14 protein-coding genes are annotated in these 15,467 nt (G+C 71.9%); 6 read left to right on the top strand and 8 right to left on the bottom strand.

Translation table 11 applies throughout. From position 1 onward, the window contains the following. Nucleotides 1–57: 57 nt before the first annotated feature. From ACFZBX_RS26630 to trxA, 4 genes are all read right to left on the bottom strand, one after another. Nucleotides 58–1,368 (bottom strand): hypothetical protein, encoded by a 1,311-nt coding sequence (locus ACFZBX_RS26630; protein ID WP_391536306.1) that lies wholly within the window; start codon nt 1,366–1,368, stop codon nt 58–60. Beyond that, on the bottom strand, nt 1,365–1,934 hold the full coding sequence (locus ACFZBX_RS26625) for a DUF6114 domain-containing protein (RefSeq protein WP_391536305.1): 570 nt from the start codon (nt 1,932–1,934) through the stop codon (nt 1,365–1,367). The genes ACFZBX_RS26630 and ACFZBX_RS26625 overlap by 4 nt, the downstream gene beginning before the upstream one ends. Nucleotides 1,935–2,063: 129 nt before the next feature. After that, complete coding sequence (locus ACFZBX_RS26620; protein ID WP_391536304.1) at nt 2,064–2,726, bottom strand: DUF6230 family protein; 663 nt, start codon at nt 2,724–2,726, stop codon at nt 2,064–2,066. Between the two features lie 616 nt (nt 2,727–3,342). Next, complete coding sequence (gene trxA / locus ACFZBX_RS26615) at nt 3,343–4,341, bottom strand: thioredoxin (protein WP_391536303.1); 999 nt, start codon at nt 4,339–4,341, stop codon at nt 3,343–3,345. A 363-nt stretch (nt 4,342–4,704) separates the two neighbouring features. On the opposite strand from trxA, the gene ACFZBX_RS26610 reads away from it, so the two are divergent. After that, the gene (locus ACFZBX_RS26610) at nt 4,705–5,358 is read left to right on the top strand and encodes a TetR/AcrR family transcriptional regulator (RefSeq protein WP_391536302.1); all 654 of its coding nucleotides are present in this window, start codon (nt 4,705–4,707) and stop codon (nt 5,356–5,358) included. Between the two features lie 72 nt (nt 5,359–5,430). Here ACFZBX_RS26610 and ACFZBX_RS26605 read toward each other — a convergent pair whose 3' ends face one another. From ACFZBX_RS26605 to ACFZBX_RS26595, 3 genes are all read right to left on the bottom strand, one after another. Then, nucleotides 5,431–7,116 (bottom strand): methylmalonyl-CoA mutase, encoded by a 1,686-nt coding sequence (locus tag ACFZBX_RS26605; RefSeq protein ID WP_391536301.1) that lies wholly within the window; start codon nt 7,114–7,116, stop codon nt 5,431–5,433. A gap of 177 nt (nt 7,117–7,293) precedes the next feature. After that, a complete protein-coding gene (locus ACFZBX_RS26600; protein ID WP_391536300.1) occupies nt 7,294–7,662 on the bottom strand; it encodes a DUF3817 domain-containing protein in 369 nt (122 codons plus the stop codon). A gap of 50 nt (nt 7,663–7,712) precedes the next feature. Further along, the gene (locus tag ACFZBX_RS26595) at nt 7,713–8,252 is read right to left on the bottom strand and encodes a MarR family winged helix-turn-helix transcriptional regulator (protein ID WP_391536299.1); all 540 of its coding nucleotides are present in this window, start codon (nt 8,250–8,252) and stop codon (nt 7,713–7,715) included. A gap of 490 nt (nt 8,253–8,742) precedes the next feature. On the opposite strand from ACFZBX_RS26595, the gene ACFZBX_RS26590 reads away from it, so the two are divergent. Then, nucleotides 8,743–10,380, top strand: coding sequence for a M4 family metallopeptidase (locus tag ACFZBX_RS26590; RefSeq protein WP_391536298.1), 1,638 nt, complete (start codon nt 8,743–8,745; stop codon nt 10,378–10,380). A 405-nt stretch (nt 10,381–10,785) separates the two neighbouring features. Next, nucleotides 10,786–12,393 carry a M4 family metallopeptidase gene (locus tag ACFZBX_RS26585; protein ID WP_391536297.1) on the top strand — a complete coding sequence of 536 codons (1,608 nt, stop codon included), beginning with the start codon at nt 10,786–10,788 and terminating at the stop codon, nt 12,391–12,393. 114 nt (nt 12,394–12,507) lie between these two features. Here ACFZBX_RS26585 and ACFZBX_RS26580 read toward each other — a convergent pair whose 3' ends face one another. Next, the gene (locus ACFZBX_RS26580; RefSeq protein ID WP_391536356.1) at nt 12,508–12,825 is read right to left on the bottom strand and encodes a DUF3817 domain-containing protein; all 318 of its coding nucleotides are present in this window, start codon (nt 12,823–12,825) and stop codon (nt 12,508–12,510) included. A gap of 194 nt (nt 12,826–13,019) precedes the next feature. On the opposite strand from ACFZBX_RS26580, the gene ACFZBX_RS26575 reads away from it, so the two are divergent. The 3 genes from ACFZBX_RS26575 (at nt 13,020) to ACFZBX_RS26565 (ending at nt 15,396) form a co-directional block, all read left to right on the top strand. After that, nucleotides 13,020–13,658 carry an AIM24 family protein gene (locus ACFZBX_RS26575; protein WP_391500530.1) on the top strand — a complete coding sequence of 213 codons (639 nt, stop codon included), beginning with the start codon at nt 13,020–13,022 and terminating at the stop codon, nt 13,656–13,658. After that, nucleotides 13,658–14,308 (top strand): AIM24 family protein, encoded by a 651-nt coding sequence (locus tag ACFZBX_RS26570; RefSeq protein ID WP_391536296.1) that lies wholly within the window; start codon nt 13,658–13,660, stop codon nt 14,306–14,308. Before ACFZBX_RS26575 ends, ACFZBX_RS26570 begins: the two co-directional genes overlap by 1 nt. A 275-nt stretch (nt 14,309–14,583) precedes the next feature. After that, nucleotides 14,584–15,396: an AIM24 family protein gene (locus ACFZBX_RS26565; RefSeq protein WP_391536355.1), complete on the top strand. Its 813-nt coding sequence runs from the start codon at nt 14,584–14,586 to the stop codon at nt 15,394–15,396. Nucleotides 15,397–15,467: the final 71 nt, after the last annotated feature.

Raw genomic sequence — 15,467 nt, 5'->3', positions numbered from 1 at the left:
CCGTGGGGCGGTCCCTCCGGACGGGAGGGGCCGCCCCACGGGCGTTGGGGGCCGGGCTCAGGCGTTCCCGGGGTAGGGCAGGTCGTCGTTGTAGAGCTGCATGCCCGGAATCCTCAGGGTGCCGCCGAACTGGCCCGACTGGATCGCGGTCACCCCGGTCAGCTCGATCCACAGCGGCAGCTGCAGCTGGCCGATCAGGTCGTACAGCCACTGCGGCAGCGGGCCGTCCGGGGTGAGGCTGAGCTCGCCCAGGTCGATCGGGACCGGCAGGCCGAGCACCTCGGACAGGTGGCCGGAGAGCCGCTCCACGTACATGGTGATCGGGCCCTTGCGCATGGTCGAGACCGAGCCGGGCGCGCCCTTGACGTGGAAGGTCCTGCCGTTGCCCTCCAGTGTCGACATGTGCAGGTTCTCGATGTCGACGCTCTCCACCTCGAACTTCAGCACCCGCTTGGTGCCGGTGGGCGTCCGGACGTTGACCACGCCGAGCAGCACGGCGTGGTTCAGGGCGAGCCGGGTGGTCTGCAGGGTCCAGTTCTGGTCCGGCACCAGGATCGGGTTGTCGGCCGGCTTGCCGCCGGGGGCCAGCGCCTTGGTGTCGACCAGGCAGTTCGGGTCCTTCGACGGGGTGGCCGAGGGGCTGCCGGAGGCGGTCGGCTTCGCGGAGGCGGACGGGGTGCCGGACGGCTTCGGGGTGGCCGGTGCCGTCGACGCGCTCGGGGTGGCGGGCGGGGTCGGCGGGGTCGTTCCCGGGGTGGCGGCGGGCGTGGGCGCGGCGGTGCCGGTCGGTGTACCCATCGGCTCGGCGGTCGGCGTGCCCGTCGGTGCCGTCGGTGCCGTCGTGGCCGGGGTCTCGGCGGTGGGCGCCCCGGCGGTGGGGCTCGCCGGGCCGCCCGGGGAGACCAGGTCGGTGACGCCGCCGACGATGTCGTCGACGAGCCCGGCCTGGACGACCCCGCCGCCGGAGGTCGCGGTCGGCCCGGCGGTCGCGGTCGCCGTCGGTTCCGGCGTGGCCGTCGGGGCCGTCGGGGCCGCGGTCGGAGCGGGCGCCCCGGTGGCCGGGGCCTCCGGCAGCGGGACGGACGGACCGGGGATCGGCGGCGGCAGCTCGCTCTTGGGCACCGGCGTCTCGGCCACCACGGGCGTCCGCGGCACGGTGTCCGGTGCGGTGGCACACGGCTTGCCCGCGGTGGACTCGGCGATCGCCGGGTTGGGGGTGTAGGCGGCGGCCATCAGCAGCGCGGTCGGCACGGCGGCCATCGCCAGCGCCCGTCCGCGCAGCCGGACCCGCACCGGTGTGCGGGGCGCCGCATGCCGGGGCGGGCGCCGCGCCGGGGGCTGCGGAAGCTCCTCGCGCGGCTCGCTCACCGGACCTCCTTGGGCTCGCCGGCCTGCTGCGCCGGGACGGTCCCCTCGACGGCGGCCGGGGACCGCTCGACGGCGGGCTCGTAAGCGGGCTCGTCGACGACCGCCTCGGCGACGGGCGCGGCAACGGCCTCGGCCTCCGCCTCGGCCGGATCGGCGTCCGGCAGCGGCGCCCAGGCGATCATCAGACCACCGCCGATCAGCCCCGGCAGGACCGACAGCCCGAAGCCGCCCAGGTTGGAGACCGGGATCGAGACCAGGGTGAGCAGGGTGGTGGCGATGCCCGCGAAGACCCGGACCACCGGCTGGAACCAGCCGGTCAGCCCGAGCACCACCAGCAGCACCCCGATGATCAGCGAGCCCGCGCCGGCCGTGGTGGCCATGGCGATCGTCATGCCGTTCAACGACAGGTTGGCGTACGGGAAGTACATGATCGGGAGGCCGGCGAAGACGGCCAGCAGCCCGCCCCAGAACGGCCGGGAGCGGCGGAAGTCACGGAACACCCGGCGTACCCACCGGAAGGGGTTCTCGCGTTCGACGGGCCGCGGCTCGGCAAGGGTGCTGGACACGATGCAGCTCCTCGATGAGGTGACGAGGTGAAACAGAAAGGGGGAGTCCGGGGACGGCGGCCCGTGCGGCCGCCGTCCCCGGCCCCCGACCCGCCGTCAGGCGGTCAGCCGGTCAACCGAGGGACCGGCTCAGAAGCACTCGTGGCCCGCGTCGGTGTAGAGGTTGAGCTTCAGGCCCTTGAGCTTGAAGGTGCCCGCCGAGGTCGCCCACGCCGTCTGCTTCGCGCCGTACAGGTCGGCGGTGTCGGCGGCCTGCGCGAAGCCGGTCTTGCCGCTGGGCAGGCCGGTACCGAGCGCGGACGTCCAGTTCTTGGTCGCCGTGCCGGTGAGGGTGGAGGCGTCCTGGCCGATGTTGATGTTGCCGAACTCGGCGTCGGCCTCCAGCGAGTCGAGGTCGATCAGCAGGTTGGCGGCCTCGACCTGGCGCTCCTGCTGCTCGCTGTCGCCGGCCTCCAGGCGGAGGGTGACCTTCGGGAGCTTGAACGGCAGCGGGATCACGTTCGGGTCGGTGACCAGCGACTGGCACAGGCCCTTGATCCGGGCGGTGTCGAAGGCCGAGACGGCGACCGGGTGGGTCGTCTTGTCCTTCTCGACGTCGATCGCGCCGAACTGCGCGAACTTCGTGCCGTGCAACTCCTTCGCGGAGACCTTGAACTGCTGGCCCGAGATGCTGAACGAGGCTGCGAGCGCGCTGTTCGCCAGGCCGACGCCGACCGCGGCGGTGGCCGCGAGGCTCGGCACCATCACCAGGGCGAAGCGCTTCCAGCGGGTCTTGCCATAGGTCTTGGACATGCGTGTCCTCCTTCTGGGACGTACATCTCCGGCTCCCCGGTGGCGGGTCCCGCACCGATGGGGGCCTGGGATGGGAGAGAGCTACGTCCTCGGTAGCGGAGAGCGCGGTGGCAACACCGGCGATCCCCCCGAGCGACAACCAGCGACCGCGCGGGGAGCGCGGTCGTACGAAGGACAGGAACCGCCGTGGGACGCGCGGACACCCCCCTGCCCTCTCGCCGGCGGCAGGGCCGCCGGCCGCCCGGTGGGGATCCCCTCCTCCGGGTCCGCCGACCGGCTGCCGGCGGGGGTCGAAGTGTGGGGACCGGGCGTGCCGATGCTGCTCGAATCCCGGGCGAAGCACAAGAGGTCGCATTACTGACGGGTAATCCCACACGGACGCAGATGATCATGGAATCGGCGCCATGGACACGCAGCGTTACGAAATGAAGGATTGGTGAGGGCGAAATCCCTCGGAAACATCAGTGAAACACCCGTGGACGGTCACATGTCGTGACCGTCCACGGGTGTTGTCAAGATTTGGTAAACCTCAGAGAGGATGACCGGATTGTCGCCAAATCACCTGGCGGCACCGCAGGTCATCAGGCGTGTCACCGGCCTTGTCGCCGACCGGAGTTCAGAACAGCACCCGGGCCAGCGCCTGGCGCGCCGCGGTGACCCGCGGGTCGTCCGGGCCGATCACCTCGAACAGCTCCAGCAGCCGCAGCCGGACGGCGTCCCGGTCCTCGCCGAAGGTCTTGCCGACCGTCGACACCAGCCGCCCGAAGGCGTCCTCGACGTGCCCGCCGACCAGGTCCAGGTCGGCGGCCCGCAACTGGGCCTCGATGTCCTTCGGGTCCGCCGCGGCGGTCGCCCGGACGGCCTGGAGGTCCAGCCCCTCGACCCGCTGGAGCAGCTCGGCCTGGGCGAGGCCGACCTTGGCCTCGGTGTTGCCCGGCTGCTCGGCCAGCACGTTCCGGTAGGCCTGGATCGCACCGCCCAGGTCCCCCTGGTCGAGCGCGTCGTGGGCCGCGGCCAGCGCCGGGTCCTCCGGCCGGTGCGGGGCGGCGGCCTGCGCGCCCTCCTCGGCGGGCGCGCCGCCGGTGCCGACGATGCCGAAGCGCTGCTCGGCGACCAGGATCAGCTGGTCCAGCACCTTGCGGACGTTGGCCTCGTTCTCGGCGCCCTGGAAGAGCGGGACCAGCTGTCCGGCCACCACGGCCATCACGGCCGGGATGCCCTGGATGCCGAACTGCTGGGCGATCAGCTGGTTGGCGTCGACGTCGATCTTGGCGAGCACGATCCGGCCGGCGTACTCCTCGGCCAGGCGCTCCAGGATGGGGCTGAGCTGCTTGCAGGGCCCGCACCACTCGGCCCAGAAGTCGACGACCACCGGCACCTCGGTGGACCGCTGGACGACCTCGGCCTCGAAGGTGTCCTCGGTGACGTCGACGACGAGCGGGTAGCCGATCCCGGCCGGGGCCTCCCCGGCCGCTTCGCCGGCGGCGCTCTGGCGGGCCCGCTCGGCCCTGGCCTGCTCGGCCTTCTGGGCAGCCTCGCCGGCTGCCTTCACCGCGGCGAGGTCGACCGCACCACGCAGGGCGGCACTGTTGAGACGAGAATTCCGTGGCTGCATGGCACCATCCTCCCCCGCCCGCGCCGCTGGTGGGCACCAACCTCCCGGAAAACGCCCCGCGCGGGCTGCGCGGTCCCGATTCCCGGGGTGGCCGAGCCACTCCCGACAGCCTGAACCGTTCGGCGCGGATCCCCACCCGCGCCCGCGCCGCTCCCGTCCCACGGGGGCACGGCGCCTGGTCGTCGCTTTCGCTACGAGTCGTAGCGTAACTGGACCCCGGGCACCCGCCGCAACCCCTGTCCGCCCCCGCCGGACGTGAGGTGGGCCACTTTCCCCGGCGGCCCGGCTGACCTGGACACGCAAGAGTCGCTACCGTTACCAGCCCCACCCAAGTTACTTACCGGTAAATCGCAAGGAGGCCCGGTGCCGGCCCCCCAGCCACCCCTCCCGGAGAGCCCGGAGACCGCCGCCGCCCGGACCAAGGGCCGCCCGCGCAGCGCCGCCGCCGACCGCGCCATCCTGGACGCCACCCGCGAGGCCCTCGCCGAACTCGGCTGGGGCGGGCTCACCATGGGCCATGTCGCGACCCGCGCCGGCGTCGCCAAGACCACCCTGTACCGCCGCTGGCCGTCCAAGAACGAGCTGGTGGTGGACGCCGTCGCCAGCCTCTTCGACGAGCTGGTGATGCCCGACCTGGGCAGTCTGCAGGCCGACATCGAGGCGGTGGTGGACCAGCTCGCGGAGCTGCTGGCCCGCCCGGAGAGCCAGGCGGCGCTGCTCGCCCTGTTCGCCGAGGGCACCCGCGACCGGCAGCTGCGCCGGCGGATCCGGGAGGCGATCGTCGACCCGCAGAAGCGGCTGGTCCGGCAGGGCCGCGCGGCCGCCCAGGCGCGCGGCGAGCTGGCCCCGGACGTCGACGAGGCGACCACCCGCGATGAGGTCGACATCATCTTCGACACCATCGCGGGGACGGTCGAGCACCGGGTGCTGGTCAGCGGCGAGCCGATCACCCCCGAGTGGACCCGGCGCTTCACCGGCCTGCTGCTCGGCACCTACCCGGCCCCCTCGGCCGGCTGAACGCACGCGCGGAGGCCGCCCGGCACCTCTGGAGGAGGGCCGGGCGGCCTTTGCGCGTACCGGGCGACGGGATCAGAAGCGGGCGGTCTCCCGGTAGATCCCCCACTCCTCGCGCAGCGCGTTGCAGATCTCGCCCAGGGTCGCCTCGGCGCGCACCGCGTCCAGCATCGGCGGGATCATCGACGCGCCGGAGCGCGCGGCGGCCAGCATCGCGTCCAGCCCGGCCCGCACCGCGGCCTCGTCCCGGGCCGCCTTGCGCGCGCCCAGTCCCCGGACCTGCTCGCGCTCCACCTCGTGGCTGACCCGCAGGATCTCCAGTTCGGGGGTGACGCTGCGCGGGTGGCAGTTGACGCCGACGACCCGCTTCTCGCCCTTCTCCACGCCCTGCTGGTACTGGAAGGCGGCCTCGGCGATCTCGCCGGTGAACCAGCCGTCCTCGATCCCGCGCAGGATGCCGGAGGTGACCGGGCCGATCGCGTGGTCCTCGCGGCCCTTGTCCAGGATCCGCCGGAAGATCTCCTCGGCCTGCTGCTCGATCCGGTCGGTCAGCGCCTCGACGTACCAGGAACCGCCCAGCGGGTCGGCCACATTGGTGACGCCGGTCTCCTCCATCAGCACCTGCTGGGTGCGCAGGGCGATCTCGGCGGCCTGCTCGGAGGGCAGCGCCAGGGTCTCGTCCAGGGCGTTGGTGTGCAGCGAGTTGGTGCCGCCGAGCACCGCCGAGAGCGCCTCGACGGCGGTGCGGACCACGTTGTTGTACGGCTGCTGGGCGGTGAGCGAGACACCGGCGGTCTGGGTGTGGAACCGCAGCCACTGGGCCTTCTCGGTCTTCGCGCCGAACCGCTCGCGCATCCAGCGGGCCCAGATCCGGCGGGCGGCGCGGAACTTGGCGATCTCCTCGAAGAAGTCGAGGTGCGCGTCGAAGAAGAAGGACAGGCCGGGCGCGAAGACGTCCACGTCCAGGCCCCGGGACAGGCCCAGCTCGACGTAGGCGAAGCCGTCGGCCAGGGTGTACGCCAACTCCTGCGCGGCCGTCGCCCCGGCCTCGCGGATGTGGTAGCCGGAGACCGAGAGCGGCTTGTACGCCGGGATCCCGTTGGCGCAGTACTCCATCAGGTCGCCGATCAGCCGCAGGTGCGGCTCGGGGGCGAAGAGCCACTCCTTCTGGGCGATGTACTCCTTGAAGATGTCGGTCTGCAGGGTGCCGTTGAGCACCGCCGGGTCGACGCCCTGCCGCTCGGCGGCGACCAGGTACATGCAGAAGATCGGCACCGCCGGGCCGCTGATCGTCATCGAGGTGGTGACCTCGCCGAGCGGGATGCCGCGGAACAGCACCTCCATGTCGGCGGCCGAGTCGATCGCCACGCCGCAGTGGCCGACCTCGCCGAGCGAGCGCGGGTCGTCGGAGTCGTAGCCCATCAGGGTGGGCATGTCGAAGGCGACCGAGAGGCCGCCGCCGCCCGCCTCCAGGATCATCCGGTACCGCTCGTTGGTCTGCTCGGCATTGCCGAAGCCGGCGAACTGGCGGATGGTCCAGGTCCGGCCGCGGTAGCCGGTCGGGTGCAGGCCGCGGGTGTACGGGTACTCGCCGGGCCAGCCGATCCGCTCGAAACCCTCGTAGGCCTGCCCGGGGGCCGGGCCGTACACCGGCTCGACCTCGTCCCCGGAAAGGGTGGTGAAGTCCGCGTCCCGCTTGCGGGCGCTGTCGTACCGCTGCTGCCAGCGCTGCCGTCCGCGCTCGATCTCCTCGGCGTCCATGACCCCGAACTCCGCTCCGTACGGCCGCCACGCCAGCGGGCGGCACAGCTTTTAGGACGTCCTACTAATTTACTCGGACGTCCTAGTACTTGTCGACGGACACCCGGCCGCGGATGCCGGGGGCATGCGAAAGGGCGCCCTCCCCCGTGCGGGGAAGGGCGCCCTCGGGGGCTTCGCTCAGACGCCGGCCGGCTGGCGGGCGGCGGCACCGGCGGACAGCTTGTCGGCGGCCTCGGCGACCACCTTGCGCTCGGCGACGAAGGAGGCGAACGGGATGCAGCCGGCGGCCAGGAAGAAGACCATCCGGCCCAGCGGCCACTTGAGCTTCTGGCCGAGCAGGAAGGTCACCACGAAGTACCCGATGTAGAGGTAGCCGTGCAGCATCGCGACGTAGGTGGTCACGTCCTCGGCCGCGTCGAAGCCGTACTTCGCGACCATGAAGCCGCAGAACACCAGCAGTGCCACACCGGTCGCAATGGCCAGGGCCCGGTACCAGCCCAGCAGGGGGGTCGCCTTCATCGTCTTCATCGCCTCGCTCGGCAGCATCGGGGGGGTACGTCCTGATCCGCGCACCGCTCACACGAGGGTAGCCGCCCTCACGCCCCGGCCTGCGCAGGCCCCTCGCCGGGGAGCTCGGTGAAGTCGCCCGCCGCCACCCGCAGCGGGCGGAGCAGGTCGAAGACCTCGCGGCACTGGTCGGCGTCGTACTCCTCCAGGCCGAACTCCATCGCCATGAGCTCCCGGGTGGCGCCCTCGACGACCTCGCGGCCCCGGTCGGTGATCGCGGCGAGCACGCCCCGGCCGTCCAGCGGGTTGGGGCGGCGGGCGACCAGGCGGGCCCGCTCCAGGCGGTCGACGGTGTTGGTGACGCTGGTCGGGTGGACCATCAGGCGCTCGCCGATCTTGGAGAGCGACAGCTCGCCGGTCCGGCTGAAGGTGAGCAGCACCAGTGCCTCGTAGCGGGCGAAGGTCAGCCCGTACGGCTTGAGGACCGCGTCCACGCGGGAGAGCAGGATCTGGTGGGCCCGCATGATCGAGGTGATCGCCGCCATCGAGGGGACGGCCCCCCAGCGGCGGGTCCACAGCTCGTCGGCGCGGGCGATCGGGTCGAAGTCGAGAGCGAGGGGCTTGGCCACCTCCTTACCGTACCGGCGGGCAGGGCGGGGGTTACCAGGCGTCCTGATGGTGGACAAGCGCGACACGTGGCGGGAACACGCCAACCGGTTCGCCAGGTCCGTACCAGCACGTTGCGCGGGTGTGAACGGGCGCCAACCATCCCCCCGGCCCGGCCGGTTGGGCGCACGGACGGCCCCTGGCCCGCTATCAGGGTTCGGTTCGGACGGTAACCCGCTGAAAGTCGGGGTGATTCACCCCTTTTGTCACTCTGTTCACCTTCCGCCACGTTGGCGGGACCTGGCCAATCCATGAACGAGACCTGTCATTTCACTTGTTGGATTGTCATGCTTTCCGCCAGCCCCGTCCGGTGGCCACCGCCCCACTCACCGGTGACCGCCGTGGACCGCACGGAGCAGCACGTCAGCGCCCGTTCCGCCCCTCAGGTGCCAACCCCGGCACCCCGGAGCGCGGCGCGACCGCGCACACGCGGTTTTCCGGAAGGACCTGTACGTGAAGCGAAAGCTCGCAGCCGGCGCCGTACTCTCCGCCACCGCCCTCCTCACCGGCGTCATCCAGGTGAGCACCGCCGCCCAGGCCACCCCGACCCCGTCGGTCCAGGCACAGGCCGCGCAGCACCGCGCCGGCCTGATCGCGCTGGCGAGCGGTCAGGCCGGCCCGCTGACCAAGGCGCTCGGGCTGGGCGGCCAGGAGGCGCTGGTCGCCAAGGACGCCGTGGTGGACACCGACGGCACGCGCCACCTCCGCTTCGAGCGCACCTACGCCGGCCTGCCCGTGCTCGGCGGCGACCTGGTCGTCCACCAGGCCGCCGACGGCGCGGTCAAGGCGGTCGACAAGGCGGCCGGCGCGCAGATCGCGGTGCCGAGCCTGACCCCGGCGATCCCGGCCGACAAGGCCGCCGCCCAGGCCTCGGGTGCGGTGCAGTCCACCGTCGGCATCGCCGCCGACAAGGACGAGTCCCCGGTCACCGAGGTGCACCGGGCGGGCGCCGCCCAGCTGGTCGTCTGGGCCGCCGACGGCAGCCCGCGGCTGGCCTACCGGACCACCGTGGAGGGCGTCCGCGCCGACGGCACCCCCAGCAGCCGGTTGCTGGTCACCGACGCCGCCACCGGCCAGGTGCTGTCCAGCCACGAGCAGGTGCAGACCGCCTCCGGCACCGGCACCGGCGTCTTCGTCGGCACCGTCCCGCTGACCACCACCGGCGTCAGCGGCGGCTACTCGCTCAAGGACGCCTCGCGCGGCGGCCAGTCCACCAGCGACCTGAAGAACCGCACCTCCGGCTCCGGCACCCTCTTCACCGACACCGACAACGTGTGGGGCGACGGCACCGCCGCCAACCGCCAGTCGGCCGCGGTGGACGCCCAGTTCGGCGCGGCGGCCACCTGGGACTACTACAAGAACAGCTTCGGCCGCAACGGCATCAAGAACAACGGCGTCGGCGCCACCAGCCGGGTCCACTACGGCAAGAACTACGTCAACGCGTTCTGGAGCGACTCCTGCTTCTGCATGACGTACGGCGACGGCGCCGGCAACACCAACCCGCTGACCGCGCTGGACGTCGCGGGCCACGAGATGACCCACGGCGTCACCTCGGCCACCGCAGGCCTGAACTACTCGGGCGAGTCCGGCGGCCTCAACGAGGCCACCTCGGACATCTTCGGCACCATGGTCGAGTGGTCCGCCAACCTCCCCGCCGACCCGCCGGACTACCTGATCGGCGAGGAGATCGACATCAACGGCGACGGCACCCCGCTGCGCTACATGGACAAGCCCTCCAAGGACGGCGGCTCGGCCGACTCCTGGTCCTCCTCGGTGGGCGGCCTGGACGTCCACTACTCCTCCGGCGTGGGCAACCACTTCTTCTACCTGCTGGCCGAGGGCAGCGGCGCCAAGACCGTCAACGGCGTCGCCTACAACAGCCCGACCTCCAACGGCTCGACGGTCACCGGCATCGGCCGGGACAAGGCCGCGGCGATCTGGTACCGCGCGCTGACCGTCTACTTCACCTCGACCACCAACTACAAGGCCGCCCGCACCGGCACCCTGAGCGCCGCGGCCGACCTCTACGGCGCCGGTGGCGCCGAGTACAACGCGGTGGCTGCCGCGTGGAGCGGCGTCAACGTCAACTGACGCCCGCTCGAACGGCGTCCGGGGGCCCCACTGGGGAGGGGAGGCCCCCGGACGCCGCGTGCCCGCCCGCGTAGCAACGCGGACAGATGCCGACAAGCCCCGCCGCTGGCGGGAACACGCCAAGCAACGAACGCAGACAAACACGGCAACCGTCACATCCACCACCAGCCGTGGAAATCTTGGCGAGACCTGGCCAATCCCCGGTCACACCCTGTCCTTTCACGACCTGCATTGTCATGCTTCTGCCCAAAGCCCCGTCCGGACGCCCCGTCGCCCCACCCACCGACGGCGCGTCAGGCCGCACGGGAGCAGCACGTCCGCGCCCTACCGCCCCCTGGCGCCGACCCCGGTGCCCCGGTACGAGGCGTGACCGCGCACCCGCGGTTTCGTGGAAGGAACCCGCACGTGAAGCGAAAGCTGACAGCCGGCGCCGTACTCTCCGCCTCCGCCCTGCTGGCCGGCGCCATCCAGGTCGCCGCCGCCCCCGCCCAGGCCGCCCCCGTCCCGCAGCGCGAGTCGCTCATCGCGCTGGCGGGGCAGCAGGCCGCGCCGGTGGCGAAGGCGCTCGCCCTCGGCGGGCAGGAGCAGTTGGTCGTCAAGGACGTGGTGGTCGACGCCAACGGCACCCGCCACCTGCGCTACGACCGCACCTACGCCGGCCTGCCGGTCCTCGGCGGCGACCTCGTCGTCCACCAGAAGGCCAACGGCTCGATCGCCTCGGTCGACCGGGCCTTCGAGGGCCGCGTCTCGCTGCCGGGCCTCACTCCGGCGCTCTCCGCCGGCACCGCCTCCACCCAGGCCGTCGACTCGGTCCGGGCCACCGTCGGTGTCGCCCCGGCCGACGCGGACGCCTCGCCGGTCACCCGGGTCGACGGCGCGAGCGCCCCCGAACTGGTGGTCTGGGCGGGCGACGGCAGCCCGCGGCTGGCGTACCGCACGGTGGTCCACGGCGAGCGGGCCGACGGCACGCCGAGCAGCCAGCGGCTGGTCACCGACGCCGCCACCGGCCAGGTGCTCTCCACCCACGAGGAGGTACAGACCGCGGTCGGCACCGGCAAGGGCGTGCACGTCGGGGCGGTCACCCTGACCACCACCCAGAGCGGCTCCACCTACCAGCTCAAGGACCCGACCCGCGGCAACCAGTGGACCGGCAACGCCAAGAGCGGCAACGCGCTGTACACCGACGCCGACAACAACTGGGGCAACGGGCTGGCGTCCGACACCCAGTCCGCCGCGGTGGACGCGCAGTACGGCACCGGCGCCACCTGGGACTACTTCAAGAACACCTTCAACCGCAACGGCATCAAGAACAACGGCGTCGGCGCCAGCAACCGGGTGCACTACGGCAACGCCTACGTCAACGCCTTCTGGCAGGACTCCTGCTTCTGCATGACCTACGGCGACGGCTCCGGCAACGCCAACCCGCTGACCGCCGTCGACGTGGCCGGCCACGAGATGAGCCACGGCGTCACCTCGGCGACCGCCAACCTCACCTACTCGGGCGAGTCCGGCGGCCTCAACGAGGCCACCTCGGACATCTTCGGCACCCTGGTCGAGTGGTACGCCAATCTGCCGGTGGACGTGCCGGACTACCTGATCGGCGAGAAGATCAACATCTTCGGCAACGGCCAGCCGCTGCGCTACATGGACAAGCCCTCCAAGGACGGCTCGTCCAAGGACGCCTGGTACTCGGGCATCGGCGGCATCGACGTCCACTACTCCTCGGGCGTGGCCAACCACTTCTTCTACCTGCTGGCCGAGGGCAGCGGCGCCAAGACCATCAACGGCGTCGCCTACAACAGCCCGACCTCCAACGGCTCGACCGTCACCGGCATCGGCCGCGCCAAGGCCGCCGCCATCTGGTACCGCGCGCTGACCGTCTACTTCACCTCCAGCACCAACTACAAGGCCGCCCGCACCGGCACCCTGAACGCCGCCAAGGACCTCTACGGCGCGGGCAGCACGGAGTACAACACGGTGGCCGCGGCCTGGAGCGCGGTGAACGTCAACTAGGCCCTCGGGCCGCGGACGGACCACCCCCGAAAGACACGGCAGGCTGCCGGGGCCACTGGGAGAGGAGGCCCCGGCAGCCTGCCGGCGTGCCGTGGGGAGGTCGCGCGGAGGGCGTCAGGCCGTGGCCGGCGCCGCCGCCCCGCCGCGCTCCTCCTTGGCGAGCATCCGCTCGGCCACGAAGCCGCCGCCGGGCAGCACCGAGAGGATGAACAGCACGGCGCCGCGCTTGACGTCCCACTTCTGCGTCTGCCAGGCCATGATCCAGAAGACCACGTACAGGATGAACAGGATCCCGTGGACCATGCCCATCACCGGCACGGCGTTGAAGTCGGTGGTGCGCTTGAGCGCCGAGCAGACCAGCAGGAGCAGGAAGGAGACCCCTTCGGGGCCGGAGACCAGGCGCAGGCGGTGGACGGCGCTGCTGTTCACGATGGGTACCTCGATACGGGGGCTCGGAGATCGCTTGTGAACCGGCTCACAAGCATCCGCTCCATTATCACCGAGCACATGTCCGAACCCGCCGTCGGGGGTGGTACCGGAGTCCGCCCGCCCGGTTTGTCGCAGACACGTACCAGAACGCCGCCACCCCCTCCCCCGCCGCGCCCGCCGACCGCTAGATTGCGGCCGTGGCACAGTTTCGACTCCAGGGGTCAAAGACGCTCGCCGTCGACATGACCGGCGATTTCGTGAAGGCCAAGAACGGCTCAATGGTCGCTTACACGGGCCAGATGAACTTCAAGAAGCTCAGCGGGGGCGGTGACGGCCTGCGCGGCATGGTGACGCGCCGGCTCACCGGCGAGCAGATGACGGTCATGGAGGTGAAGGGACAGGGCACCTGCTACTTCGCCGACCAGGCCACCGAGATCAATCTCGTGCGGCTGAACGGCGAGACGCTGTACGTCGAGTCCGACAACCTGCTCTGCACCGAGGGCACGCTGAAGACCGGCACCACCTTCACCGGCCTGAACGGCGTGTCCTCCGGCAACGGCCTGTTCACCACCAAGGTCGAGGGCCACGGCTGGGCCGCCGTCACCTCCCAGGGGCCGGCCATCATCCTGCGGGTCTCCCAGGGCATGCCGCTGCGGGTCGACCCCGGCGCGTACGTCGCCCACACCGGCAACCTCAACCGCTCCATCAAGTCCGGCGCCGGCTGGAGCACCTTCATCGGCGAGGGCGGCGGCGAGGCCGTCCAGGTGGAGTTCACCGGCGAGGGCCTGGTCTACGTGCAGCCCTCCGAGAAGCTGACCGTCGGGGGCGACGTCTGATGGCGTTCACGAAGATCAACAGCAAGATGATCGAGGCCCGGGTCGTACCGGGCCAGCGGATGTTCAGCCAGCGCGGCGCGATGCTCGCGTACACCGGCGAGGTGCGGTTCACGCCGAACATGACCGGCGGGCAGGGCGGCGTGATGTCGATGATCGGCCGCCGGGTCGCCAACGAGGACACCCCGCTGATGACCGTCGAGGGCCAGGGCAGCGTGCTGTTCGGCCACGGCGGCCACCATGTGCACGTGATCGACCTGGCCGGCGACACCCTGTACGTCGAGGCGGACCGGCTGCTGGCCTTCGAGGGCTCGCTCCAGCAGTCCACCATGTTCATGGGCTCGCAGGGCGGCGTGATGGGCATGGTCCGCGGCCAGGTGACCGGCCAGGGCCTGTTCACCACCAAGCTGGACGGCCACGGCGCGGTCGCGGTGATGGCGCACGGCGGCGTCTTCGAGGTGCCGATCACCCCGCACCAGCCGGTGCACGTCGACCCGCAGGCCTATGTCGCGCACCGCGGCCAGGTCCAGAACAAGCTGTCCACCGCGCTCGGGTGGCGCGACATGATCGGCCGCGGCTCCGGCGAGGCGTTCCAGCTGGAGCTGTCCGGGAACGGCACGGTGTACGTGCAGGCGAGCGAGGAGAAGCTCTGATGTCCTACCCGCCGCAGCCCCCGTACGGGCAGCCGCAGGACCCGTACGGCCAGCCGACCCAGCCCGGCTACCCCGCCGCCCCGCCGCCCGGCTACCAGCAGCCCGGCCAGCCCTACCCCCCGCAGGGCCAGCCGTACCCGCCCCAGGGCCAGCAGCCGTACCCTCCGCAGGGCTACCCCCAGCAGGGCGGCTACCCGCCGCCCCCGCCGCAGGGCTACCCGGCCCAGCCCCCGCAGCAGTACGCCCAGGAGCAGTACGGCGGCGCGCAGGCCCCGCTGCCCAAGGCGCAGGACGGCTCCGGCCCGGTGGTGCACGACGCGCACAGCCTGCCGCCCAACGACAACGTCAACCCGTACGCCTTCTCGGTCGACCTCAACGGCTCGTACTTCCTGCAGAAGGGCAAGATGATCGCCTACTACGGCGACATCTCCTTCAAGGGCGTCGGCGCCGGCGCGGTCGACCGGATGCTCGGGCAGCACTTCAACTCGCCGATGCACGCGGCGGACTGGGTGGTCGCCGAGGGGCGCGGCAAGCTGCTGCTGGCGGACCGGGCCTTCGACCTCAACTCCTACGACCTGGAGGAGGGGAACCTGACGGTCCGCTCGGGGAACCTGCTGGCCTTCGAGCCCACCCTGCGGCTGAAGCAGTCGATCATCCCGGGCTTCCTGACCCTGATCGGCACCGGCAAGTTCGTCGCCGCCTCGAACGGGCCGGTGCACTTCGTCGAGCCGCCGATCCGGGTGGACCCGCAGGCGCTGGTCGGCTGGGCGGACTGCCCGGCGCCGTGCCACCACTACGACCACGACTACATGCACGGGCTGATCGGCGGAGTGCGCCGGCTCACCGGGCTGGGCGGGGCGTCCGGCGAGGAGCACCAGTTCGAGTTCATCGGCGCCGGCCAGGTGCTGCTGCAGTCGACCGAGGTGCTGATGGCGGAGCGGTCGGTCGGCCAACTGCACGCCGAGGCCGGGGTTCCGATGGGCGGGGTGCCGGGCCAGCACCCCTCGGGACACGGCTCCCAGATGCCGAACATGAACGTGCCCGGCCTCGGTAACCTGGGCAACCTCGGACGGCGCTTCGGGCTCTGACCGCGCGGCCACGGCGCGGCGGAGGCCCTCGTCGCGCCGTGGCCGGATCGCGGCGGCCGTCGGACGTCGGC

It is taken from the genome of Kitasatospora sp. NPDC008115, from assembly GCF_042957205.1.
In the GTDB taxonomy this organism is placed as follows: domain Bacteria; phylum Actinomycetota; class Actinomycetes; order Streptomycetales; family Streptomycetaceae; genus Kitasatospora.
The sequence above is the reverse complement of the archived record's forward strand: the minus strand, read 5'-3'. Positions and strand labels throughout refer to the sequence as shown.